The organism is Methylophaga frappieri (genome assembly GCF_000260965.1).
GTDB lineage: Bacteria > Pseudomonadota > Gammaproteobacteria > Nitrosococcales > Methylophagaceae > Methylophaga > Methylophaga frappieri.
Map to the genome: position 1 here is coordinate 863,530 of NC_017856.1, position 21,191 is coordinate 884,720.

Genomic DNA, 21,191 nt, shown 5'->3' on the forward strand with positions numbered 1-21,191 from the left:
GGCTACACTCCTTGGATTAGATCCGCATTCAATTGCGGTATGCCGATTTCTGCAGCTTCATTCAGCGCTGCAGTAATGACGTTATTAACAGCCAACGGATACAGCACACTGAATGCACCTCTGCCTGTCAGCTTGTTCCGTAGTGCCTCAATAGCATCTGGCGCCATTATTTTTTGCAAGTCACTGCCGGCCATCTTGAATCGGTGCTCAAGATAAGCTTCCAGGTGAATATCGAGGGGTCTCAGCGTGACCATTTCACAGCGCTGGACGATTTCCCGAACCGAAGGATTTCGCTCGTCTAACTTGTTGCCCAGCTCCGGCTGACCGATGAGCATAATTGACAGCAGCTTGTGAAAGCCATCTTCCAACTCGAAAAACCGTTTCAAATGCTTCAACGTCGGGATCGATAGGCCGTGCGCTTCCTCTATGACCAGCACATGCCTATTACCGATCCTGTGGCTTTCCTTCAGTGCCTGATGCACCTGACGAAAACGGGATTCGGGTGATCGCATCATGCGCTGACCTGGTGCTACAGCATCCATGATTGCCTCGGCAATATGGCCAGACTTCAGCGTTTTACCTTTGATGTCATTGTCTTCCATGCCCAGGACGTAAGGCTCAATGATCACAATAGGTTCGTTTTCATTTTTAGCCCATTCGATAAGGTCACGCCGCAGCGTTGATTTCCCAGCGCCGCTTTCGCCAATGACAGCCGCAAATCCGCCATGTTTGGCAAATGTTCTCAGGCTCTCACGCACGTATCTTATGTCTGGTGTTAAGAAGACCTCATCAGCTGACCGAATCTCAGCAAATGGGTCTCGCATTAATCCAAAAACGCGCTTCGTTTCTGGCTTTAATGCATGGCGTCGTAGTAGCATGATTTCCTCCATATCATTTGGATGGTGTGGATTGGCACTTTCGTTCTGGTTTGGTATTGGGGCGAAAGTGCTAACAAATAACTCCTTAATTTGGTGCTCTTTGGCACCATATTTATTGGTCAGCGTGTTAACAATGGCTTGTTTTAAATCATGCTTATTGCGACGCTTTGGCCACATATCATGTGACATGATTTGAGATATCGCTGTCTGTGAAATGCTGACGCTATACGCCAACTCGGATTGTGAAACACCGAGCTGCATTAACACCTGTCTCAAACTCATTAATTAGACCCTCCGATAACATGCAGTTTTGCTGGTTTCACTCTGGTCAATGCCGCCTCAACATCGTCTAATAAATCCTCGGGTATGCCTGACGGGTAGTGCTGCACCAGCCATTGATAGTGATCTGGGTTCCATTCATCGCCGATACGGTTTTTCAGCCGCTTCGCGGCTTCTACATGATTCAGTCGTAACGACTCGACTTTTGGTGTTTTGACATCAAGTAACTCACCCAGCCGAGGTAAATATTCGGGGATGCGGGTGTCATTGATTGGCTTCATCGCATCAATACGGCCGCCCAATGGGGTGGCGCCAGACTTACGTTTCTTATCTGCCTCGGTATCGGTGTCAGATTCCATTGATAGACGCTCAACGGCTTTGCGGTTGGTGTCCAGTTCCGTGTCTGCATGGCTGCGGAAGGTTTCGCCGATGATCGGGGAGTCGATATCAAAGCCAAACTCATCACGTTTAATGGCTTGCACGATTTGCATCACTTCTCGGCCGTCATCATCGCGATACAGCACACCAGCTTGATCGTCATGCCAAGGGTTGCGCGTAACTTCAAGGTGCATACCGACATGCACACCAGGAATGCTGGCTACTGAGTATTGGCTGCCATTGAAGCTGACTTCGAGCTGTACAGTGACCTTGCGGCGTTCAGCCTTATTCATAGCAATTGAGCGCATGATCTTTTCATCGGGAGCCAGTCTCAGCTGCTCGGTTTTGATCTTCATCCAGGCAGCAAAGCGTGGCTTTTTCAGTCGTCGATGCGTGGCGGTGCTGTTAAACCAGCGTCGCCATTGGCTGGCCAGAACATTTAGCTCATCGACCGATGTTGGGGGGCTTTCCTGAAACTTAAGACGATGCTCAAAACTGCGCTCTACAATGTCATTGGCCTTTTCGACCTGACCTTTTGCCCAAGGCTGACCAGGCAAGTTGACCTGTAAGGTGATACCAAGAGCGCGGCAAAGGTTTCGAAAAACTGCACCAGTATTCGCACTGCCTGGATCAACCATCACCAACTTGGGGATGCCATAAAACGGTTCATCGCCACGTTTTCTAGATGCTTCGATGAAGGATTCAAGCAAATTGACACCACTTTCAGCGCCCAACACGTAATGCACAAATATGACGCCGCTGGCATGGTCGGTGATCACATAACGCCAGACCCGTTCTTTTTCAATCCGGCGGATGTTTGCCGGCTTGTTCTTGTAGAACTTGTTCTCATCCATCACCTGCAGGCATTCGCCTTGAGCGGCTGGTAAGTAATACAAGACACATAACGATGGGTCGATCTGCCAGACATGATTGGGGTGCTCACTGCGAAGCGTAACCTTGGGTGACGGCAAAGCCAGCTGCTCAGGGTGTAGGTTGTACTGATACATGGCGCGGCTGATAGCCGATATCGAGAGCGGCATCACTTCACCGGTCTCTTCATCGATGCGACTGGCATCAATTTCACCATTCGAGCGCAGTACTTCAATCGCGTCCTCCAGACTGGCCAGACGTTTGCCATTTTTACGTCGACTATCGAGCATGTAAGCTGAAATCACTTGTGCATCGGCGCGGGTCAGCGCGCTTTGAGCTGCATCTTTACGGCGACGGCGGTGGCTTGGACGAAACTCTGAAAGTTTGCGCATCAGCGTTTGAGTGCTGATGCCCATGTTGTCCGCAGCGCTCTGGTAAACCTTCGTCTTGCCACCGTGGCCAGCTTTTTCGGCACGGTTGGCGACATCCATCAGATATTGCAGCGTGTTGCCTGTCATGACTCAGTCTCCATGTCTGTGGCTGCTTCCCCGTTCCAGAGCGGGATTTCGTCTTCTTCGGTTTCTGCTCCAGCAGTCGGCAGATAAGGTGGGTGCTCTTCCAGCCAGGAAACGGTGCCGAGCTGCTCGCACAGGTAGTTGAATGAGTCGGCTATCTGGTCGAGTTGGCCTCTGACCCAAAGCCCGGCGTCAATGCCGTGCTCTTGGCCATGATCCAGTACTGCTTGAAGGGCTTCGCGAAGCGTGACCCGTAGGTGATGCTCTGCCTCAAAGCCGAGTTTGGCGGCTTGCTTTCGGATTTCCTCGGACTCTTCTTCGGGCGGTGGCGGACTGAGCTGATAACGATTCTGCGAGCGCTCCAGGTCTGTCGATAGCTGGTCGATGCGTTGGTTCTTGTCAGCCAGTACCTGGTCTTTAGCCTGTTCCTGTTCCTTGGCTTCACGTAATGCTGCACGGAGCTCTCTGCTAGTCATGCGATCGATATCATCCAGCGTTAGACCCGCAACCGTGCCGCCTTCGTCCAGAGACGCTAGTTGCTCATCATCTTCAGCAAGCAGTTCAAACAGCTTGGTCTTACCCAAAACGCTCAGCGCCGATCGTTTTGATTGCAGTTGTGGTGATAAATATTTCATGGCTGCCTGCATCAGGCGGCGCGCTGTCGCGTTTGGCATGCCAAGCTGATCCTGGACAATACGTTGGAAGTCGCCGTGCGCTTCATGCTCTTTAATGAGTACCAGGCGTTTGCCGGCCTCCAGCATGGCCTCGGCTGACTGAGCTAAATAAAATCTGGCCTCATCGATTACCCGTACCCTATCGTAAGGTATGCCATCACCGAACTGCTCTATAACGGCATCACTATGTATGGCGGAGTCTTTGTGTTGCTTTGTAAGGTTGACTGTCATGTAATGATTCCTTAGCTATTGCCGGTGTTGATGCGTTGATTTAGCTCGGCCATACGCTGTGCAGCACGCTCGAACTCTGTTGTGTGTCGCGTTGCGATTTGCAGCATTTGAATACTCAACGCAAAGCGGCCGTTATCGAGCTTGATTGCAAATCCTTCTTCGATCAGGGTTTGCAGAGTGCGGGTAATGGCGCTGGGCGATTCGTTCAATGCTTTGGCCAGCTCACCATTACTCACGCCGTCCAAGGTATGGCCACTCATTGCTTTAATAACGCGCAGTCCACGAGATAAGCTGGTTACTTTTTCGCTCATGCCGTACCTCTGTGAAGTGAGCTATATTCAGCGAACACATCGCTGATGAGCTTGCGTAGTTCGGCTACTGTCAGTTCGTCCACCTTTTTGCCGGTGGCCTCAATAGCCTGTGATAAAGGCGTAAAAAGTTCGCCATTCCAATTCAGGGGGGTGCTGATTTCGACGCTAGCCGACATCAGATCCAGTTCAGTTTTAGTGAGATCCATTGCTGTCTCCTTGCACGATGGGATATAGCTCTGCAGATTAGTTAATGGAGTTCGGTTTTTCGGGATCAGCTTTGATGCCCAGCTTGACCGCAATTTCATGCGCTCTGCCGTGATCGCCCTTGTCAATGCCAGCGATAACTCGATAAACCGCCCGTACTGGAAATTCATTCTCTCTAGCCCATTTACTGAATGTCAGGCCTTGTTTTTTAAATTTCGCTTTTACTTGTTCTGGTGACATCGTTTACCATTCCTGTACATATAAAAATCAATGTAATTACATTTTAGGTTTGATAATCAAACCTGTCAACTATAATAGTGGGGATTGGTTTGATAAGTGAACTCATCCGCAAACTGATGACAGCTAAGTCATTAACTCAAAATGATTTGGTTGAAATCACCGGTTCTAGCCTGAGTCGCGTAAAAGCGATCACGTCTGGCCGTGTTGCGAAATTGAAGTTTGAAGAAACACAAGCATTAGTTAAAAAACTGCATGTTCGTGGTGATTGGCTGGCTACTGGTGAAGAGCCAATGTTCCAGTCTGATAAAGAAATAGAATTTCATAGGCGACTGGATCAAGTTAAGGAAAGTACAAACGCTGCAGATCAGTTAGATTTGGACAAAAAACAACAAGGTCGAATCCAAACCATATTATTTGCACTTGACCAAGATGATCACAGATTGCTGGATGAACAGCTCGGTCAAATATTGACCGATGATGAAGAACAATTGCTAGAGCAGTACCGAAGTTGTAGCCAGGAAGAACAGGCCGCTGTGAAAATGATGCTGGCTGCGTTCAGAAAAAATCAGTAACGGGGGTTAACAATGAAGGCATTAAAATGGATTTTGATTATATTGGTTCTTGTCCCTGTCGTACTGGTGTTATCAGTCTATATTCGTACCAAAGCGAGTGGCCCGGTTGGCTGGGCTAAAGATTACACAACAAAAGAACTTAAAGCCCAGATGAAAGATCCTGATTCGATGGTGATACGTAATTCATATGTTGTACAGCAGCCGTCAGAAGATGGATTTACCTATATTGGTATTTGTGGAATTGTAGACGGTAAAAATGGGTTTGGTGGATATAGCGGCGGCTCCAGATTTGTCTCAATCAGCCTCACATCGAAAAACACGTTCGATTTTATCTCTGTAACTGTTGAAAACCCTAAAGAGAAAAGAATAGCCAGGGGGGTTGGAGTGATATCTGGTTTTGAAAAAGTGTACTGGAATAACTACTGCGTTGATGCTGAGCATCCACCACTAACTGTGGCAGAAACCTAAGCGCGGTAAAATGCTCAAAATTCTAGTTTTAGTTATGGGGCTAACTCCACTGGCCAGTGCAGATTTGTTTACTGGCAAGGTAGTGTCTATTACTGATGGGGATACCATCAAACTGCTCACGCCGGAAAAAGAATTGCTGCGTGTTCGTCTGACCGGCATTGATGCGCCTGAACGCAAGCAACCATACTTCAACCGCTCAAAACAAATTCTGTCGGACCTGTGCTTTGATAAGCCTGCCGCCGTTGATTCTTTAGGCCGAGATCGATATCAGCGAGTGCTTGGCCGAGTTACTTGTGACGGTGTTGATGCTAATGCCTACATGGTTTTTCAGGGGGTGGCCTGGGTTTACACAAAATATAATACCGATTCATCCTTGGTTGAATATCAGTCAAAGGCGCAGGCTGCGCGCAAAGGACTCTGGCAGGAACCTAACCCGGTACCACCATGGGAATGGAGACGTAAGTGACATTCCGTTCTCGATAGAAAGCTTTAAATTATCCTCGCGCGTATCTAATAAGCTTTTGCCCGAATTCAAATGACCTTCTGACACACGCCTCCGATACTGGAGGCGTATTTGTTTCTGTCAGGAGGTTCACATGCTGCCATTTCTCGCCTTGCCGCGCCTGTCTGGTTGGCTGGTTGTTGCCCTGGTGCTGATCGTCTTGATTGCACTGATCTCGCCAACTCAGCTGCCAGTCGTGCTCTACAAACTATCCCTTGTCACGTTCGCTACGGTGCTGGCCTATTGGTTGGATCGGACCTTATTCTATTACGCCAGGCCGCATCAGTTATTTGCTGAAGCCAATGGCCTGCATAAGGACTCGCAGTTTTACGACTCCAACCAGCTAAGGCTGCAGGCCTCTCTGGCCACACTTCGCCGCGCCTTAATTGTGCTGGCTGTTGTGCTCGGTATGACGTTAGGGCTGTGAAGATGAGAATTAAATTCTCACTGGCTTATTTACCACTAATCCTTTTTAGCTTGGTTTGTCTGGGCTTTCTTCTTTTATCTAGCTGTCTTCCTGCCTCAGCTTCGATAACTGACAAAAGCGATCACGTTGTCGCATTTGAACCGACATTCATCGCCAAAACGATCGGCGCCGATCGTTTTGAGCACGCACCGGTAGAAGCCAGACAGTATCAACGACTATTACGACGCAGCGCTCATGCCTACTGGGGTTTAGATGCACCCATTGCCACGATGGCCGGTCAGGTTCATCAGGAAAGCCGCTGGCAGCCGGATGCCAAGTCACCGGTCGGTGCTGAAGGTCTCGCTCAGTTTATGCCGACCACGTCTGACTGGTTCTCCACACTCTATCCCGACGCGCTTGGTGATAATCAGCCGTTTCATCCTGGCTGGGCGTTACGTGCCCTGGTTCTGTATGACCACTGGCTCTATCAACGCGTAACTGCTGCAGATAACTGTCAGCGTTGGGCCTTGACCCTGAGCGCCTATAACGGCGGGCTGGGTTGGGTGTATCGAGATAAACAACTGGCATCGGCTAAGGGGGCCGATCCGCTGGTTTGGTTTAACTCGATAGAGCACCACTCACGCCGGGCCGACTGGGCTCGGCGTGAGAATCGAACCTATGTCCGCAATATATTGACCCGCTGGGAGCTGATGTATGCCGCCGCAGGTTGGGGGGCTGGTATATGTCATTGATACTTCGCCAGCTGCTGATGACCTGGTTGCCGCTTTTGCTGTTTGTGGGCTGCGCGGTTGTCGTGCCGTGGTACTGCTACCGGACAGGACTGGAACATGGCCGCCTGGAAGTCACTGCGCAGACAGATAAACAAACTATCGCCTCGCTGAACGAGCTAATGTCCAATCACCGCGAAATGATTGAGTCGGCGAATACGGCGAGTAACAGAATTTTGACTCTGACAAGCCAGCGTCAGGCTTATGACGAGATAACAACAAAAACGCTGCAGGAGGTGCTTGATGAAACAGCCGCTTTACGTGCTGCTTGCGTGTATGACGCTGACGTCATGCGCCAGCTCGAAGACGCCAGGCAACGGGCTGCCGCCGCCGCTGCCAGCGGTTTTGATGGTGCCGTGTCCAGCCCCGACAGGGCCGGTCAGTAATCATGCTGATGCCATGGTGACAGCGCTGAAACAGGTTTATGACCAGTATGGAATTTGTGCCGGCAGGCTATTTGAACTGCAGCATTATCTGATAGGGATTGATAAATGATAGACACGATCAATTTAAACGATGTGTTATCGCTGGTTGCGATCATCTTGACTGTTATCGGCGGCTTCTGGGCGCTCGCTAAGGTGTTAGTGAAATTGCTGGCACAGCATCTTGACAGCAAGTTCGCGGCGCTGGACGGCAAGTTTGCTGATCTCGATAGTCAGCTTGATCGAATGGAGCGAAGTGACACTGAAAATCAAAAACAAATGTCAGAGCTGGAGCGGGACATGTTGCGGTTGCGTGCTGAGCTACCTAATCAGTATGTGAGACGTGAGGATTATGTCAGGGGGCAAACAGTGATAGAGAGCAAGCTCGATGCTCAAGCCAACATGCTGCAAAGCTTGCAGCTGCAACAGGCTGGAGTTAAAGACAAATGAATTTGAAGTGCGGCGTAGCGGCATCCGGATTGCAGCAAGCCAACACTCTGCTCAACCGCAGGGTAACTGCAAACGGACTAAATTTAAGGGAGTATTAAATGGCTGACTTTACTAAAATTCGCCGAGAGCAAATGCGCTGGTCTATTCTGCTGACGTTGAATCATGCACGCCCTGTAGGCGCTCATGAGCAAATGGTATTGTCCACTGTACAGGCAGTGTATCCGGATGCGACAGCGCATGAAGTGCGTCGCGAACTGGACTATCTGGAAAACCGGGAATTGGTTGAGATAGCACGCGAACCATCAGGCTACTGGCGTGCTGAACTGACGCGCTATGGTATTGATATCGCAGAGTACACGGTTGAATGCGAGGCGGGTATTTCGCGTCCGGTCAAATACTGGGAGGGCTAAATATGCCGCCCGTATCCAAAGTACAGAAACTGAGCCAGGATGATAAAGCCTGGCTTGATGCCGAACTCATCAAACGCGGTTTCAGTGGCTACGATGACCTGGAAGCGATATGCCGTGAACGCGGTATCGACATCTCCAGCAGCTCGTTACACCGATATGGCAAGTCATTTAATGAACGCCTTGATGCCGTAAAGATGATTACCGAACAGGCGAAAGCCGTTGTTGATAGCGCCCCCGATGATGAGGGCGCTGTTAACGAGGCGTTGATGCGTCTGGTCCAGGAGAAGCTGTTTAACCTGGTTATCGACGCCGAGATTGATACCAGCAAGCTGGATCTGGCCAAAGTAGCTAAAGCGATCGCGGATCTCGGTCGGGCCTCGGTCAGCCAGAAACGCCTGGCAGCGGAAGCCAGGGAACAGGCTCGCCAGGAGTTGCTGCAGGAACAGGAACAGCGCCTGGAAGAGCTGCGTGGCAGCGATGGCATGAGCGAGCAGCTGGAAGACCGTATCCGTGGCATTTTGCTGGGTAAAGCCTGATGGCCGAATCTATCGGTAAAGGGCTCACCTCCGTCAATCAGCCGCGCAAGATTAACCTGGCTGAAGAAATGGAGCTCTATGGCGTCGATGTCCCCCAGGACATCGGCGATGCCCAGCCGGATAAAGAACCGGTGTTTTTGCCATATCAGCAACGCTGGTTCGAAGATGAAAGCCAGATCATGATTGCTGAAAAAAGCCGTCGAACCGGTCTGACCTGGGCCGAAGCCGGCCGCAACGTGATGAACGCAGCCAAGCCCCGCCGTCGTGGTGGCTGCAATACCTTTTATGTCGGCAGCAAACAGGAAATGGCGCTGGAATACATCGCCGCCTGCGCTCTGTTTGCCAGGGCCTTCAATGAACTCGCTGAAGCCGATGTCTATGAGCAGACCTTCTGGGACGATAAGCGCAAGGAAGAGATCCTGACCTACATGATCCGCTTCCCGAAAACGGGCAGGAAAATCCAGGCGCTAAGCTCCCGGCCGAGTAACCTGCGTGGTCTGCAGGGTGATGTGGTCATCGATGAGGCGGCATTCCATGAATCACTGCAGGAGCTATTGAAAGCTGCTCTGGCTTTGACGATGTGGGGTAATAAAGTTCGACTCATCAGTACACATAACGGCGTTGATAACGACTTTAACCAGTACATTCAAGATGCACGAGAAGGTCGCAAGGATTACAGCCTGCACCGAATCACTCTGGATGATGCGATCGCACAGGGACTATATAAGCGGATCTGCTTTGTCACTGGTCAGGAATGGTCTCAGGAGTCCGAAAAAGCATGGCGTGAGGGTCTCTACAAAAACGCACCAAACGCTGAGTCTGCTGATGAAGAGTATGGCTGTATTCCTAAGAAGTCCGGTGGCAACTACCTGACTCGTGTTCTGATTGAGGCCGCCATGGTGGCTGATCACTCAATCCCCATCCTGCGGTTCGAAGCACCTAAAGACTTTGAAAGCTGGACAACGGAAATGCGTGAGGCCGAGATCGCTGACTGGTGTCAAAAGAACCTTCTGCCAGAACTTAAGAAGTTAAACCCGTCAGACCGCCATGTTTTTGGTGAAGACTTTGCCCGTCGTGGTGACTTGACGGTGTTTGTACCGTTGGCCATTAAGCCTGATCTTCGTAAGCGTGAGACCTTCAGGGTGGAGTTGAGGAATTTGCCTTATGAGCAGCAACGCCAAGTGATGTTTTATATCTGCGACCGATTGCCGCGTCGTGGAGGACTAGCCTTCGATGCCACTGGTAATGGTGGCTATCTGGCAGAACAAGCAGCCCTTAAGTATGGCCAGGGCATGGTCGATCAGGTTCATCTATCGTCTTCCTGGTACCACGAGTGGATGCCAAAACTAAAAGGCGAATTCGAGTCATTCAATCTTGAGATAGCCCGACATCAGACCACGTTGGATGATTTGCTCTCCATCAAAGTCGAGAACGGTATTCCCGTTATTGATAAAGGCCGGACAAAAGACTTGCAGTCAGGTGATGGCAAAGCAAAACGCCATGGTGACTTCGCTGTCGGCTTGGTTATGGCTATTCGCGCCTCCTGGATGGATGGCGGTGAAATTGATTTTATTGCCGTGCCTAAAGGTCATGAGCATGCGGATCTGGATGATGACGAAAACGACGATGCACGAGACTTCGGAGGTGGCGCATGGTAGCCAAGAATAAATATTTAAAGATGGTAGCGCAGCTATTTGGTGGTGCCGAGGAAGCGCTGGAAGACAAACAGACCAGCGATGAGGGTGCAGGTAGTGCTGCTATTGGCCAACTGAAAAGAGAGTTTGCTGAGCATCCCAGTAAAGGTCTCACGCCAGCTAAATTGTATGACATTCTTGAGGCCGCTGAGCAAGGTGACATTAAAGCCCAGTCAGAGCTATTTGAGGATATGGAAGAGAAAGATCCGCAAATTGGTGCCGACATGGCCAAGCGTCGACAGTTGGCTGCAGAACTAGAGTGGCAGATAGTCCCGCCCGATAATCCAAGCGCTCAGGAAAAACGTGCCGCTGAACACGCCGCTGAAGTATTTAGTGGTCTTGAGGTCGAAGACCTGATCTTGGATCTTGGTACCGGCCTTGGTCATGGCTGGGCTAATTTAGAGCTGTCCTGGAATAACGATGGTGGTTTGCATTACATCGAGCAGCCAGAATTACGGCCTCACAGCTGGTTTAGATTGCATCCGGACAACCAGAACAAAATTACGCTGCGTGACAATTCAGCGACTGGAGCTGAGCTCTGGCCATTGGGCTGGGTGCCGCATCGCCATCGAGCTAAGCCTGGTTATGTGGCCAGAATGGGCCTACACCGGATGCTCGTGTGGCCATACCTTTTCCAGAACTATGCGCTGGGTGATCTGGCTCAATTGCTGGAAATCTATGGCTTGCCTGCCCGATTGGGTAAATATCCAAGCGGTGCAACGCCAAAAGAAAAAGCGACACTGCTTAATGCTGTTGTGCGTATGGGTAAAGACGCTGCAGGCATTATCCCGCAGGGAATGGAAATAGATTACCTGGAAGCAGCGGGTAAAGGTGCCAGTGCTGATGTCTATAAATTGATGATGGACTGGTGTGAACGCAGCAAGGCAAAGGTCATACTGGGTGGCACGCTGACCAGTGGTACCGGCGAGGGCACCAATACCAATGCACTCGGTAATGTGCATGAACGCGGTCAGATGAGCCTGATTCGTTCAGATGTCCGTCAGTATGCCGGCAGCATCAAAAAGCACATGCTCTGGCCGATGGCGGCGCTGAACTTCGGCATTGATTCGCCGCAACGTGCACCACGTTTTTACCTGGATACCGGTGAAACCGAGGGGCTGGAAAAACTGGCTGACACACTACCTGTATTCGTTGATATGGGTATGCGCATCCCTTCATGGTGGGCGCATGAAAAAAGCGGCATTCCGAAAGCCGGAGATCAAGACGAGGTTTTACTATCAGTGGAATCAAAGCTCACTGGACAGGATGCCGCTGTCCTGAAAGCCCAGGCCGCTGCGACAGCAATCGCTGCAGCGACAACGGAGACACCCGTACCAAGTCCACCTGATCAAATGCTGGCCAGGACACGCGAAAATCTACAGCCAGTCACAAATGCTTGGATCAACCAGGTCCGTGAGCTTGCTAACCAGGTAGACAGCCTGGATGCGTTGCGCGAAGCTTTGCTCGACCGGTATCCAGAAATGACACTGGATCAGTTTGCAAATGCCCTGGCTGATGCGATGGCCACGGCGCACCTCGCTGGTCGTAACGAAGTGACAGAGGAAAACCCTGATGCCCTCCGTTAGTTACGGCTCCGTCCCTTTCCAGGAACAGCAAAACTTTTTCAGACGCAAACTGAATATACCGACGCGAGCCTGGACCGATATCTATAACGCGGAGCATGACTGGGCGTTTATGGTGGCCGGTGCTAACCGTGATGAGATCGTGGCTGACTTTCGCGAATCCATCGACAGGATGATTGAGGAAGGCTTGACGATAGAAGAATTCCGTAAAGACTTCGACCGCATTGTTGCTGAGCATGGCTGGGACTATAACGGTGGCCGCGAATGGCGATCGCGGGTTATCTACGAAACCAATCTGCGCACCAGTTATGCTGCTGGTCGTTTGGCCCAACTTAATGAAGCCATAGCAGAGCTGCCTTACTGGGAATACCATCACTCAGGCGCTGAGCATCCGAGGCTACACCATTTATCATGGGATGGTCTCATCATCGCTGCTGATGACCCATGGTGGCAACAGCACTATCCGCCAAATGGTTGGGGCTGTGGCTGTTATGTTACTGCACATAGCGAAGCCGGTTTGCGGGAGATGGGAAAAACACCGGATGAAGCACCAAATGTAGAAATGGTGACCCGAGAAATAGGCAAGCGCAGTCCGAACGGGCCTCGCAGTGTCGATGTGCCAAAAGGCATTGATCCTGGCTTTGAGTATGCACCGGGTCGTAGCAGAATCAAGAGCGCGGTACCGCCGCCGCTGTCGGAGCCACCGCTCGACTTTTCTGGTGCCGCCGGCATACCTAATCGCCGGGCAACAGATGTATTGCCATTACCACGCGCTATGAGTCGTGCCAGGTTATTGCCTGATGAGTTATCTGATGTCGATTATGCCGAAGGATTTCTGGGCGAGTTTGGTGCGAGCCTGGATGAAAGCCTGCTGTTTGATGATGTGATAGGTCATCGCCTGGCCATTGGTCCGGATCTGTTTCGTGATTGGGAGACGGACGAGCTCATAACCCACAGTGATGGCCATGGACCTTATCTGCCTCTGATAGGCGAAACTATTCGCAGTCCGGACGAAATATGGACGCGTATCGAGCAGCATGGCAACAAGATGGGCGTATGGCGTCGATACCTGTCACAGTTCCTTATTCCTGGACAGGATGAACCGGCACTGGTGATTGTTGAATGGGGTCCATCAGGCTGGAAGCGCACGATCCTCCTTGATGCCGATAAACCAGATCCAGACAGCATGCGTTTCGGTGTCAGACTGTATCGCCGATCTGAAGAAGAGTAACTGGAGAGCTCATCATGGCTGGTACCAATATAAGAATTGAGCTTGATACAAAAAAGGCAAGCAAGGCTGTATCAGCTGCAGCTGAGGCACTTGATAACCCAGCGCCGATGCTACGCGAGGTCAGAGAGTATCTCACTCGGTCCCACAGGCAGAGATTCAAGTCACAAACTGAGCCGGATGGTTCACCCTGGGCACCACTATCGCCTCGTTATAAAAAGCGCAAGAAACGTAACAAGAATAAAATACTGACGTTGAGCGGGATTTTGAGCGGTACCCTGCGTGGGCAGATAGATGAGGACGGTTTGTTATTCGGTACGAATCGTATCCAGGGCGCTTCGCTTCATTTTGGACGGCCAGCGATAAACTTGCCTTCGCGTAAGTGGTTAGGTACCAGCATCCAGGATGATGACAATATCACCCGGATTGCACTTCGCTACTTGGAAAATTCCCTGGAGTAACACAAAGCCCCTGACAGGCTTTTTTAGACCTTTATGGCTATCATCGGTTATAGTCAGCACCGAAAGCGCCGGAAAACCCCTTTATAATAATTTTTAATAATGTTTTATCACCAGCCGCTCGGCTACCTTCCCAACACTCTCCATTAATACCCCAGTTTGAAGTTTTGCCTTCGGTCAAATGACCTGACTTCACTGTGTCCGCAATATGGCTCTCGGAACTTCTGAAAAACGAGACCGGAGACGACAAGTGAAATGAATTCTGCCATTGCTATCGCCATCGCAGCCTGTGCCTTTTCTCTGCCTGAACAACTTCAAGGTAACCATGTCGTCATTCAGGTGACGCCAACTGGTTTCTTTAAGCCGTCTGACGGTCGAGACCTGCCTGTGTCTGCCTGGCACATCGATAGACCGCTGGCCATCCAGTTAATCGAACGGTTTGAAGAGCGGAAAACTCGCACTGTCGTCGATTATGAGCATCAGACCCTCCATAAAGAAACCAATGGCCAACCTGCTCCTGCAGCTGGCTGGATTTCCTCTTTGGAATGGAAAGATGAAAGCGGTTTGTGGGCTACGGTGGAGTTGACCCCCAAAGCCATTGAGTACGTCAGTAATGGTGAATACCTCTATTTCAGCCCTGTATTTGTTTATGACAGCCGGACTGGCGATGTGCTCGACCTGTTAATGGGGGCATTGACCAACAAACCTGGTATTGAAGGCATGGCTGAAATCGAACTGCTTGCTGCCGCCACATTTGGTTTACCACACGAGGAGACTCAACCCATGAAGAAATTGTTAATTGCCCTGGGCCTGGCAGAAACGGCCACCGAAGGTGAGGCGATTGCCGCACTGAATGCACAGATAAAATTCGGAGCCGATATCCGCAAAGCCATTGCAGTCAGTGAAACCGCCGACAGCGAGACCGTGATTGCTGCCTGTACTGCCCTGCACCAAGGTTCAGGCAAACCTGACCCAGCCAAATATGTACCGATTGAAAGCGTGCAGCAGATGCAAACCGATATCGCTGCGTTAACCGCGAAGATCAAGGACAGGGATGACAAGGATGTCGACTCATTAATCAAGACCGCCATCGATGACGGTCGTCTGCCAAAAACATTGGAGCCTTGGGCCCGTGAGTTAGGTGGAAAAGATGTGGCGGCATTGACTGCCTATCTGGATAAAGCGCAGCCCATCGCTGCACTCACCAGTACCCAAACCAAAGGCAAGGAGCCACAGGTAGACCAGGAAACTGGCCTGACTGACGCAGAGATGGCTGTGTGTACTGCGATGGGACTCACTGTTGACGCCTTTAAGGCGGCCAACACTAACGCTTAACCGTCCATATAGAGGAGACGATTTATGACTGCTGCAACTCAAAACCGAAACACCCCTCAGCGTGGCGCGTGCAAGCGTGGCCATGGTGTCGCTGCCACTGAAAACTGCTTTGCAGGAACGATTGCGGTGATGAATTCATCTGGCTTTGCTGAACCTGGCAGTACTGATACTGGCCTGGTTGCCCTGGGCGTATTCAGCAAGCAATACGACAACAGCGCCGGTGCTGATGGCGATATGGTCGCCGAAATCGAGCGTGGCCACTTCCAGTTTGCCAACTCGGCAGGCGCGGACGAAATCACTATCACCGATATCGGCAGTGACTGTTACATCGTTGACGACCAGACAGTGGCCCTGACTGATGGCACCAGCACCCGTTCCCGCTGCGGCGTGATTGACGATGTTGATGCCGGTGGTGTTTGGGTTTGTATCGACCCAACCAACTAATTGATCCCTTAGCACAGGAGTAATAATCATGGATTTAATTTCTGCCAATCTGCAGGCCCTGTTCAAGGGTTACAACACCAATTTCCAGCAGGGTTTCAACTCGCTGGGTGATAACGGCTCAATGTATGAACAGCTTTCAACTGTGGTGCCATCAACCACTTCAGTCGAGGTCTATCCCTGGCTGAAATCACTGCCGCGTATGCGTGAGTGGATCGGTGATCGTGTTGTTCACAGCCTGGAAGGCTCAGATTTCAGCATCAAGAACCGTAAGTTCGAGCTGACCGAAGGTGTCGAGCGTGACGCGATTGAAGATGACACCTACGGCTTGTATGCGCCGATATATGAAGAATTCGGTCGCGGCTCTCGTGAGCATCCTAATGAGTTGATCGTAGAGGTTTTGGAAAGTAACCCGGAATGCTACGACGGCCAGCAGCTGTTTGACACTGACCATCCAGTCCTGGATGAAGACGGTAATGAAGCATCTGTTTCCAATGATATGGGTGGCTCTGGTCCTGCCTGGTATGTGATGGATTTGTCTCGGGCCATCAAACCACTGGTATTCCAGATGCGCCGCGCTTATAACTTCCGTGCCCTGATGGACCTGAATAGTGATCGCGTCTTCATGGAAGACAAGTTCCTGTTCGGTGTCGATGCTCGTGCGAATGCTGGTCCTGGTCTGTGGCAGTTGGTTGTTCGCTCCAAGCAAACCCTGGACGCGACCAACTATGAAGCCGCTCGTAAACGCCTGCAGGAAATCAAAGGCGATTATGGCCGTCCACTGGCGCTGCGTCATACCCACACCATGGTACCGACCAACATGGAAGGCGCGGCTCGCAAGATCCTGATGAATCAGCTGACAACTGGTGGTGAGACCAACGAATGGGCCAACACCTCACAGCTGATCATTAACCCTTGGTTAGCTAACTCGTAGATACACCCCGGAGAGGGGACGTCGCCAATGATCCAGGCGTGACAGCTGGAGAGACAGCACCACTTAATTAATGGGAGAAATCCAATGAGTGAAGTAAAAACAGTTCTGGTCGGTGTAATGCATACGATGGCTTATGAAGGCAAGCCCAACGTCGACGTGATTAAACAGGATGCCAAGCTCAACAAGGTGACTGCGGCTGATCGTGATGCTGCCTGGGAACAATACCAGGAAGAACTGAAACAGCAGGAACAACAAAACGCCGGCACTGATGCTGATGGCGCTACGGAACAAAACACCGGTGACGATAGCGGTGATGCCAATGCTGGCCAGGAAGGCGGCACCGAAACAGGCGCTGCTAATGATGGTGACAGTTCTGATGAATCCGGTACCGGCTCAGATGCCGATAACCAGAACACGCCGCCATCGCCAGATGAAAACAAAACCGGCTCAGGTGAAGCCGAAGCCGTGCTGGTTGTGAAGACCAAACGCGCCAAAGGTTCACGCCGCCGCGCTGGCTTCCGCTTTGGTGGTGAGCCTGTGGCTATTCCGCTGGCTGATCTGAGTGATGAACAGCTTGATGAGATTAAGGCTGATCCAGCCTTATCGGTCAAAGAAGAACTGGTTTAATTAAGACGCCAAGTGATTTGAATGAGCTATATCTCTCACATTCAGCTTACAGAGCGACCCGGAGCCAGGGAGCTGGCCGAAGTCGCAACTGCAGAGCATGAAACGCTGGTCGACTACGCACTGATGGAGGCCACCCTGATCGGTGCCGATCGCAGTGCCTGGTCAGCGGATGAAATTGCTGTCGCTGATGATGCCTTGCAACGGATTGATGATGCTGTCAGTGATGCTGAATCCCTGATTGATGGTTTCCTGGCTCAACGCGGTTATCTGCCTCTTGACCCGGTGCCTGGTGTTGTCACCACCTGGGCCAGAGCAATAACTCGCTACTACCTGCACAAACACAGACTAGGCACGGATGCACAGGACCCGATCGTTCGTGATTACCAGGATGCAATGAAACTGCTCAAGCTGACAGCCGAGGGCAAGTTCAGCCTGGGTGCTGATGACCCGGTGGCCAGCGCTGACAGCATGGATGTTCAGTTTGAATCCGGTACCCGCGTTTGGGATGGCCGAGGCCGCTACTGATGAATGAGCCACTGGATACCAGTCTCATCGAGGAGCGCCTGAAGGCCCAGATCTCGAATGACGTGCTTCAGAAAATAGGATCTGCAGCAGACTTTGCAGCGGTCACCAGCATGAGTGGATTTCGTATCGGCAGCGCATACGTGATTCTGGTGGATGAAAGCCGGATTAATCCCAGTGAGTCCGATCGCAACCGGGGCAAGCAACAGGTGAGATCGACATTTGGCGTTATCACCGTGGCCAGAAACTTCAGAGGTCAGACCGGCGCTGAAGCCCAGCAGGAACTAAGACCCTTTATCGGCCTTATCCGTACTGCCCTGGTCGGATGGTCCCCGGTTTCTCCCTGGCGGCCAATCACCTGGGAAGACGGCAAGGTCATCGACTATGACAAAAGCACTTTACTGTGGGCGGACACGTTTACGACCACGCACTTTATCAGCAACGGAGGTTAAGCATGACAAAGAAAGATGAAACTCCCAAAAAGGTCGAGGTAGTTCTGCTCGCTGACCATACCCATGAGGGCAAGCCGCGTAAAAAAGGCGACAAGATTCAGGTCACCGAACGCCAGCGCGCCTTCCTGGCAGAACGCAAAAAAATCGCAGGCGCTGACAAGCCTGTCTCACAAGCTAAATAAGGAGTCGCGAGATGAAAGATTTCTCACTTCAAGGTAAAGTCTGGCTCGGTGAAAACCTCAATGGCCAGCCTGGGGCAATGAACTGGGTTAACGATGCGGCATTGCTGCAGATTTCAGCATCTTCTGAAGAAGAGCAGCGTCGTGAAAGTTGGTCAGGCAAACGTAATATCTCAGCGACTCTGAGCACTGGTAGCGAGGTGAGTTTTACCCTGACACTCAATCACGCCAATGCTAAGAACTTGGCATTGGGTCTGTATGGCACAGTAAATACGGTAGCTTCAGATAGTGTTACGGCTGAAGCCTTCCCGACTGGTCTGGTAGCTGATGATCATGTTGTATTAGATCGTGGCAACATCAGCAATCTGGTCATTGAAGACAGCGCCGGTTCGCCAGTGACCCTTGTGTTAGACACTAACTATGAAATTGCCGATGCGGTTGGTGGTGTTATCAGGATTCTCGACCCTGCCTCACTGACTCAGCCATTTAATGCTGACTATGACCATGGCGCCAGCACTGACGTGACGATGTTCACCCAGAAAGCGCCTGTTCGCTATCTCATCATGACTGGTGAGAATACCGTTGACGGCAGCGCCGATAAAGTGCGCGTTCGGCTCTACAAGCTGAAATTCAATCCGGTCAACACACTTGACCTGATTAATGACCAGTTCGGTGAAATTCAGCTGACTGGTACCGCCATCCTCGATACCAATAATGAGCCATCTGCAGATCTGGGTGGCTTTGGCCGTATTGAGCTGCTGGAGGCGAGTTAATGGCTCGTAAGGCATCCAAAACAGTCAATAACGATCTGGAAGTTCTGCACCCTGAGCAGGTCATTACGCTCAGGGGACAGCAGATCACGGTGCGGGAGTATGGCTTTGTCGAAAGTCTGAACCTACGGCCACTGATGAAACCCTTTATCAACGATCTACATGATTTGCTTGCCGTTGGGGGGGATATACCGCTTGACGAAGTATTTGATTTGATCGCAAAGCATCAGAATGCCTGTCTTGAACTGGCAGCGATGGCAGCAAATATTGACCAGGCATTTGTCGAATCGCTTTCGTCCGCCGACGGTGAAACACTGCTAATGGCCTGGTGGGGTGCCAACGGCCCTTTTTTCAGTCGTCAGCTGCAGATGCAGCTGTTCAGTCGACGAAACACAAACCGTACACAACAAGACCAGGACTCAGATGGGCAGAAATCTACACAGAGCTCATCGCAGCAGGACACGACCCGGTCAGACTTGGAGAGTACACCGAGCGACAGCTGAATTTATATTTCGATGCAGCCATAAGTCGTGACCGACGCAAGCGAGCTGACATGGTATTGGACACCAATAATGCCTTTGCCGGCGGAAAAGATTTGAAAAAGCATTTGCAGTTTTTGAAAAAGAGTTAGTTACAGGAAGAGATAGCGACCAGTCAGTGCGCCAACACTGGCTGGCCGTCGAGTCACAGGCCGTAACCTGTGAGCCAACCAGGGCTACCCCGCCGCGTCGACGCAGCCGGGTCAGCCTATCATTATTTAATGAGGCTCACATGATTGAAGTACGTTGTGGTGACTGTGGACGTTTGCTGGCCAGAGCCAGTTTTAGTCGAATTGAAATCAAGTGTCCGCGTTGTAAGACACTGAATAGCTTGAGGGCCATAGAGCCTCCAACCCAAGCACCAGCGAGTGCCAACGTTGAGGTAAATCATGGCCAAGCCAATACTTCCATGGATGGGCGGTAAAGCCCGTTTAGCAAAAGATATCCTGCCACTTTTCCCTGAGCATAATTGCTATGTTGAGGTGTTTGCTGGTGGTGCCGCTTTGTTTTATAAAAAGCAGCCATCCAAGCACGAGATCATTAATGATATCAATGGTGAGTTAATCAACTTGTATCGTGTGGTTCAGCATCACTTAGAAGAGTTTGTGCGACAGTTTAAATGGGCATTATCTAGTCGACAGATATTTGAGTGGGAGAAGCTGAAGCAGCCTGAAACACTGACCGATATCCAACGCGCTGCGAGGTTCTATTACCTGCAAAAATCAGCCTTTGGCGCGCGTGTCGATAATCAGACTTTTGGAACGGCAACTACTGCCTCACCAAGATTAAACCTGCTTAGATTGGAGGAAGATCTAAGTGCCGCACATTTACGTTTAGCCAGAACAACGATTGAGAATATTGACTGGGCAAAATGTATCGAGAAATATGACAGGCCACATACCCTTTTTTACCTTGATCCTCCCTATTATGAAACGGCTGGCTATGGTCAAAGCTTTGAGCGTGAGCAATACGCCTTGATGTCTGAATTAGCCAAAAGCATCAAAGGCAAAATGATCATCAGCATCAATGACCATGAATTTATCCGAGAGCAGTTTGCTGGTCTTGCTCATCGTTCGTTAAACATCAATTACACAGTGGCCGGAAATCATAAGAAAAAACCTGCTAAGGAGCTGCTCATCTGGAACTGGTGAAAATCTAAATAGTTTTGCCCCGATTCAAACGACACCTATATATATAGGTGTCATCATCCCTTCCATAACACACCGTGACCAGGGCAGAACGCTGCCCACGACAAGTCCGCCCTGGCATCTGGGTGCAGGTGCCAGGTTTATTGG

30 protein-coding genes are annotated in these 21,191 nt (G+C 50.9%); 24 read left to right on the forward strand and 6 right to left on the reverse strand.

Translation table 11 applies throughout. From position 1 onward, the window contains the following. Window positions 1-2: 2 nt before the first annotated feature. Genes Q7C_RS03940 through Q7C_RS03965 form a run of 6 tightly spaced genes read right to left on the reverse strand, consistent with a single transcriptional unit; the run spans window position 3 to window position 4,580 of the window. Window positions 3-1,160 carry an ExeA family protein gene (locus tag Q7C_RS03940; protein WP_014703404.1) on the reverse strand — a complete coding sequence of 386 codons (1,158 nt, stop codon included), beginning with the start codon at window positions 1,158-1,160 and terminating at the stop codon, window positions 3-5. Beyond that, window positions 1,160-2,923, reverse strand: a complete 1,764-nt coding sequence (locus Q7C_RS03945; protein WP_014703405.1) for a DDE-type integrase/transposase/recombinase — start codon at window positions 2,921-2,923, stop codon at window positions 1,160-1,162. Before Q7C_RS03945 ends, Q7C_RS03940 begins: the two co-directional genes overlap by 1 nt. After that, window positions 2,920-3,825 (reverse strand): DUF3102 domain-containing protein, encoded by a 906-nt coding sequence (locus Q7C_RS03950; RefSeq protein ID WP_014703406.1) that lies wholly within the window; start codon window positions 3,823-3,825, stop codon window positions 2,920-2,922. Before Q7C_RS03950 ends, Q7C_RS03945 begins: the two co-directional genes overlap by 4 nt. An 11-nt stretch (window positions 3,826-3,836) precedes the next feature. Continuing rightward, the gene (locus Q7C_RS03955; RefSeq protein ID WP_014703407.1) at window positions 3,837-4,136 is read right to left on the reverse strand and encodes a helix-turn-helix domain-containing protein; all 300 of its coding nucleotides are present in this window, start codon (window positions 4,134-4,136) and stop codon (window positions 3,837-3,839) included. Further along, window positions 4,133-4,342, reverse strand: a complete 210-nt coding sequence (locus Q7C_RS03960) for a hypothetical protein (protein WP_014703408.1) — start codon at window positions 4,340-4,342, stop codon at window positions 4,133-4,135. The genes Q7C_RS03955 and Q7C_RS03960 overlap by 4 nt, the downstream gene beginning before the upstream one ends. Before the next feature lie 37 nt (window positions 4,343-4,379). Beyond that, window positions 4,380-4,580, reverse strand: coding sequence for a DNA-binding protein (locus tag Q7C_RS03965; protein ID WP_014703409.1), 201 nt, complete (start codon window positions 4,578-4,580; stop codon window positions 4,380-4,382). Window positions 4,581-4,696: 116 nt separating this feature from the next. Here Q7C_RS03965 and Q7C_RS03970 point away from each other — a divergent pair, with 116 nt between their 5' ends. From Q7C_RS03970 to Q7C_RS04085, 24 genes are all read left to right on the forward strand, one after another. Then, a complete protein-coding gene (locus Q7C_RS03970) occupies window positions 4,697-5,152 on the forward strand; it encodes a hypothetical protein (protein WP_151194719.1) in 456 nt (151 codons plus the stop codon). 12 nt (window positions 5,153-5,164) lie between these two features. Then, window positions 5,165-5,620 carry a hypothetical protein gene (locus tag Q7C_RS13275; protein WP_014703411.1) on the forward strand — a complete coding sequence of 152 codons (456 nt, stop codon included), beginning with the start codon at window positions 5,165-5,167 and terminating at the stop codon, window positions 5,618-5,620. A gap of 10 nt (window positions 5,621-5,630) precedes the next feature. Continuing rightward, window positions 5,631-6,086, forward strand: a complete 456-nt coding sequence (locus Q7C_RS03980) for a thermonuclease family protein (protein ID WP_041366494.1) — start codon at window positions 5,631-5,633, stop codon at window positions 6,084-6,086. 130 nt (window positions 6,087-6,216) lie between these two features. Next, the gene (locus Q7C_RS03985; protein WP_014703413.1) at window positions 6,217-6,549 is read left to right on the forward strand and encodes a putative holin; all 333 of its coding nucleotides are present in this window, start codon (window positions 6,217-6,219) and stop codon (window positions 6,547-6,549) included. A 2-nt stretch (window positions 6,550-6,551) separates the two neighbouring features. Continuing rightward, window positions 6,552-7,280: a transglycosylase SLT domain-containing protein gene (locus tag Q7C_RS03990; RefSeq protein WP_014703414.1), complete on the forward strand. Its 729-nt coding sequence runs from the start codon at window positions 6,552-6,554 to the stop codon at window positions 7,278-7,280. Next, complete coding sequence (locus Q7C_RS03995; RefSeq protein WP_014703415.1) at window positions 7,271-7,702, forward strand: hypothetical protein; 432 nt, start codon at window positions 7,271-7,273, stop codon at window positions 7,700-7,702. Before Q7C_RS03990 ends, Q7C_RS03995 begins: the two co-directional genes overlap by 10 nt. A 105-nt stretch (window positions 7,703-7,807) precedes the next feature. Further along, window positions 7,808-8,188: a hypothetical protein gene (locus Q7C_RS04000; RefSeq protein WP_014703417.1), complete on the forward strand. Its 381-nt coding sequence runs from the start codon at window positions 7,808-7,810 to the stop codon at window positions 8,186-8,188. A 98-nt stretch (window positions 8,189-8,286) separates the two neighbouring features. After that, the gene (locus Q7C_RS04005) at window positions 8,287-8,598 is read left to right on the forward strand and encodes a hypothetical protein (RefSeq protein ID WP_014703418.1); all 312 of its coding nucleotides are present in this window, start codon (window positions 8,287-8,289) and stop codon (window positions 8,596-8,598) included. 2 nt (window positions 8,599-8,600) lie between these two features. Then, complete coding sequence (locus Q7C_RS04010) at window positions 8,601-9,134, forward strand: DUF3486 family protein (RefSeq protein WP_014703419.1); 534 nt, start codon at window positions 8,601-8,603, stop codon at window positions 9,132-9,134. Next, complete coding sequence (locus tag Q7C_RS04015) at window positions 9,134-10,792, forward strand: terminase large subunit domain-containing protein (protein WP_014703420.1); 1,659 nt, start codon at window positions 9,134-9,136, stop codon at window positions 10,790-10,792. Before Q7C_RS04010 ends, Q7C_RS04015 begins: the two co-directional genes overlap by 1 nt. Beyond that, complete coding sequence (locus Q7C_RS04020; protein WP_014703421.1) at window positions 10,786-12,414, forward strand: DUF935 domain-containing protein; 1,629 nt, start codon at window positions 10,786-10,788, stop codon at window positions 12,412-12,414. Before Q7C_RS04015 ends, Q7C_RS04020 begins: the two co-directional genes overlap by 7 nt. Beyond that, window positions 12,401-13,642, forward strand: a complete 1,242-nt coding sequence (locus Q7C_RS04025) for a PBECR2 nuclease fold domain-containing protein (protein ID WP_014703422.1) — start codon at window positions 12,401-12,403, stop codon at window positions 13,640-13,642. The genes Q7C_RS04020 and Q7C_RS04025 overlap by 14 nt, the downstream gene beginning before the upstream one ends. 14 nt (window positions 13,643-13,656) lie before the next feature. After that, complete coding sequence (locus Q7C_RS04030) at window positions 13,657-14,100, forward strand: phage virion morphogenesis protein (RefSeq protein WP_041366496.1); 444 nt, start codon at window positions 13,657-13,659, stop codon at window positions 14,098-14,100. A 252-nt stretch (window positions 14,101-14,352) separates the two neighbouring features. Beyond that, complete coding sequence (locus Q7C_RS04035) at window positions 14,353-15,432, forward strand: phage protease (RefSeq protein WP_014703424.1); 1,080 nt, start codon at window positions 14,353-14,355, stop codon at window positions 15,430-15,432. Between the two features lie 24 nt (window positions 15,433-15,456). Then, on the forward strand, window positions 15,457-15,876 hold the full coding sequence (locus Q7C_RS04040) for a hypothetical protein (RefSeq protein ID WP_014703425.1): 420 nt from the start codon (window positions 15,457-15,459) through the stop codon (window positions 15,874-15,876). A 28-nt stretch (window positions 15,877-15,904) separates the two neighbouring features. Then, the gene (locus Q7C_RS04045) at window positions 15,905-16,807 is read left to right on the forward strand and encodes a Mu-like prophage major head subunit gpT family protein (RefSeq protein WP_014703426.1); all 903 of its coding nucleotides are present in this window, start codon (window positions 15,905-15,907) and stop codon (window positions 16,805-16,807) included. An 84-nt stretch (window positions 16,808-16,891) separates the two neighbouring features. After that, window positions 16,892-17,434 (forward strand): HI1506-related protein, encoded by a 543-nt coding sequence (locus tag Q7C_RS13280; RefSeq protein ID WP_014703427.1) that lies wholly within the window; start codon window positions 16,892-16,894, stop codon window positions 17,432-17,434. Window positions 17,435-17,455: 21 nt separating this feature from the next. After that, window positions 17,456-17,959, forward strand: a complete 504-nt coding sequence (locus Q7C_RS04055; protein WP_014703428.1) for a DUF1320 domain-containing protein — start codon at window positions 17,456-17,458, stop codon at window positions 17,957-17,959. Beyond that, window positions 17,959-18,408: a phage tail terminator protein gene (locus Q7C_RS13285; RefSeq protein WP_014703429.1), complete on the forward strand. Its 450-nt coding sequence runs from the start codon at window positions 17,959-17,961 to the stop codon at window positions 18,406-18,408. The genes Q7C_RS04055 and Q7C_RS13285 overlap by 1 nt, the downstream gene beginning before the upstream one ends. 2 nt (window positions 18,409-18,410) lie before the next feature. Next, on the forward strand, window positions 18,411-18,590 hold the full coding sequence (locus Q7C_RS04065) for a DUF7210 family protein (RefSeq protein WP_014703430.1): 180 nt from the start codon (window positions 18,411-18,413) through the stop codon (window positions 18,588-18,590). Between the two features lie 11 nt (window positions 18,591-18,601). Then, entirely contained in the window at window positions 18,602-19,360 is a 759-nt protein-coding gene (locus tag Q7C_RS04070; protein WP_014703431.1) for a phage tail tube protein, read from the forward strand. Further along, window positions 19,360-19,860: a DUF6631 family protein gene (locus Q7C_RS13670; RefSeq protein ID WP_014703432.1), complete on the forward strand. Its 501-nt coding sequence runs from the start codon at window positions 19,360-19,362 to the stop codon at window positions 19,858-19,860. Before Q7C_RS04070 ends, Q7C_RS13670 begins: the two co-directional genes overlap by 1 nt. A 268-nt stretch (window positions 19,861-20,128) precedes the next feature. Then, entirely contained in the window at window positions 20,129-20,320 is a 192-nt protein-coding gene (locus Q7C_RS04080) for a Com family DNA-binding transcriptional regulator (RefSeq protein WP_014703433.1), read from the forward strand. Next, window positions 20,286-21,047 (forward strand): DNA adenine methylase, encoded by a 762-nt coding sequence (locus Q7C_RS04085; protein ID WP_014703434.1) that lies wholly within the window; start codon window positions 20,286-20,288, stop codon window positions 21,045-21,047. Before Q7C_RS04080 ends, Q7C_RS04085 begins: the two co-directional genes overlap by 35 nt. Window positions 21,048-21,191: the final 144 nt, after the last annotated feature.

Bases quoted from the DNA above. Each gene is read 5' to 3' on its own strand.
- Q7C_RS03940 (WP_014703404.1), bottom strand. From the start codon at position 1,160: ATGAGTTTGAGACAGGTGTTAATGCAGCTCGGTGTTTCACAATCCGAG.
- Q7C_RS03945 (WP_014703405.1), bottom strand. From the start codon at position 2,923: ATGACAGGCAACACGCTGCAATATCTGATGGATGTCGCCAACCGTGCC.
- Q7C_RS03950 (WP_014703406.1), bottom strand. From the start codon at position 3,825: ATGACAGTCAACCTTACAAAGCAACACAAAGACTCCGCCATACATAGT.
- Q7C_RS03955 (WP_014703407.1), bottom strand. From the start codon at position 4,136: ATGAGCGAAAAAGTAACCAGCTTATCTCGTGGACTGCGCGTTATTAAA.
- Q7C_RS03960 (WP_014703408.1), bottom strand. From the start codon at position 4,342: ATGGATCTCACTAAAACTGAACTGGATCTGATGTCGGCTAGCGTCGAA.
- Q7C_RS03965 (WP_014703409.1), bottom strand. From the start codon at position 4,580: ATGTCACCAGAACAAGTAAAAGCGAAATTTAAAAAACAAGGCCTGACA.
- Q7C_RS03970 (WP_151194719.1), top strand. From the start codon at position 4,697: ATGACAGCTAAGTCATTAACTCAAAATGATTTGGTTGAAATCACCGGT.
- Q7C_RS13275 (WP_014703411.1), top strand. From the start codon at position 5,165: ATGAAGGCATTAAAATGGATTTTGATTATATTGGTTCTTGTCCCTGTC.
- Q7C_RS03980 (WP_041366494.1), top strand. From the start codon at position 5,631: ATGCTCAAAATTCTAGTTTTAGTTATGGGGCTAACTCCACTGGCCAGT.
- Q7C_RS03985 (WP_014703413.1), top strand. From the start codon at position 6,217: ATGCTGCCATTTCTCGCCTTGCCGCGCCTGTCTGGTTGGCTGGTTGTT.
- Q7C_RS03990 (WP_014703414.1), top strand. From the start codon at position 6,552: ATGAGAATTAAATTCTCACTGGCTTATTTACCACTAATCCTTTTTAGC.
- Q7C_RS03995 (WP_014703415.1), top strand. From the start codon at position 7,271: ATGTCATTGATACTTCGCCAGCTGCTGATGACCTGGTTGCCGCTTTTG.
- Q7C_RS04000 (WP_014703417.1), top strand. From the start codon at position 7,808: ATGATAGACACGATCAATTTAAACGATGTGTTATCGCTGGTTGCGATC.
- Q7C_RS04005 (WP_014703418.1), top strand. From the start codon at position 8,287: ATGGCTGACTTTACTAAAATTCGCCGAGAGCAAATGCGCTGGTCTATT.
- Q7C_RS04010 (WP_014703419.1), top strand. From the start codon at position 8,601: ATGCCGCCCGTATCCAAAGTACAGAAACTGAGCCAGGATGATAAAGCC.
- Q7C_RS04015 (WP_014703420.1), top strand. From the start codon at position 9,134: ATGGCCGAATCTATCGGTAAAGGGCTCACCTCCGTCAATCAGCCGCGC.
- Q7C_RS04020 (WP_014703421.1), top strand. From the start codon at position 10,786: ATGGTAGCCAAGAATAAATATTTAAAGATGGTAGCGCAGCTATTTGGT.
- Q7C_RS04025 (WP_014703422.1), top strand. From the start codon at position 12,401: ATGCCCTCCGTTAGTTACGGCTCCGTCCCTTTCCAGGAACAGCAAAAC.
- Q7C_RS04030 (WP_041366496.1), top strand. From the start codon at position 13,657: ATGGCTGGTACCAATATAAGAATTGAGCTTGATACAAAAAAGGCAAGC.
- Q7C_RS04035 (WP_014703424.1), top strand. From the start codon at position 14,353: ATGAATTCTGCCATTGCTATCGCCATCGCAGCCTGTGCCTTTTCTCTG.
- Q7C_RS04040 (WP_014703425.1), top strand. From the start codon at position 15,457: ATGACTGCTGCAACTCAAAACCGAAACACCCCTCAGCGTGGCGCGTGC.
- Q7C_RS04045 (WP_014703426.1), top strand. From the start codon at position 15,905: ATGGATTTAATTTCTGCCAATCTGCAGGCCCTGTTCAAGGGTTACAAC.
- Q7C_RS13280 (WP_014703427.1), top strand. From the start codon at position 16,892: ATGAGTGAAGTAAAAACAGTTCTGGTCGGTGTAATGCATACGATGGCT.
- Q7C_RS04055 (WP_014703428.1), top strand. From the start codon at position 17,456: ATGAGCTATATCTCTCACATTCAGCTTACAGAGCGACCCGGAGCCAGG.
- Q7C_RS13285 (WP_014703429.1), top strand. From the start codon at position 17,959: ATGAATGAGCCACTGGATACCAGTCTCATCGAGGAGCGCCTGAAGGCC.
- Q7C_RS04065 (WP_014703430.1), top strand. From the start codon at position 18,411: ATGACAAAGAAAGATGAAACTCCCAAAAAGGTCGAGGTAGTTCTGCTC.
- Q7C_RS04070 (WP_014703431.1), top strand. From the start codon at position 18,602: ATGAAAGATTTCTCACTTCAAGGTAAAGTCTGGCTCGGTGAAAACCTC.
- Q7C_RS13670 (WP_014703432.1), top strand. From the start codon at position 19,360: ATGGCTCGTAAGGCATCCAAAACAGTCAATAACGATCTGGAAGTTCTG.
- Q7C_RS04080 (WP_014703433.1), top strand. From the start codon at position 20,129: ATGATTGAAGTACGTTGTGGTGACTGTGGACGTTTGCTGGCCAGAGCC.
- Q7C_RS04085 (WP_014703434.1), top strand. From the start codon at position 20,286: ATGGCCAAGCCAATACTTCCATGGATGGGCGGTAAAGCCCGTTTAGCA.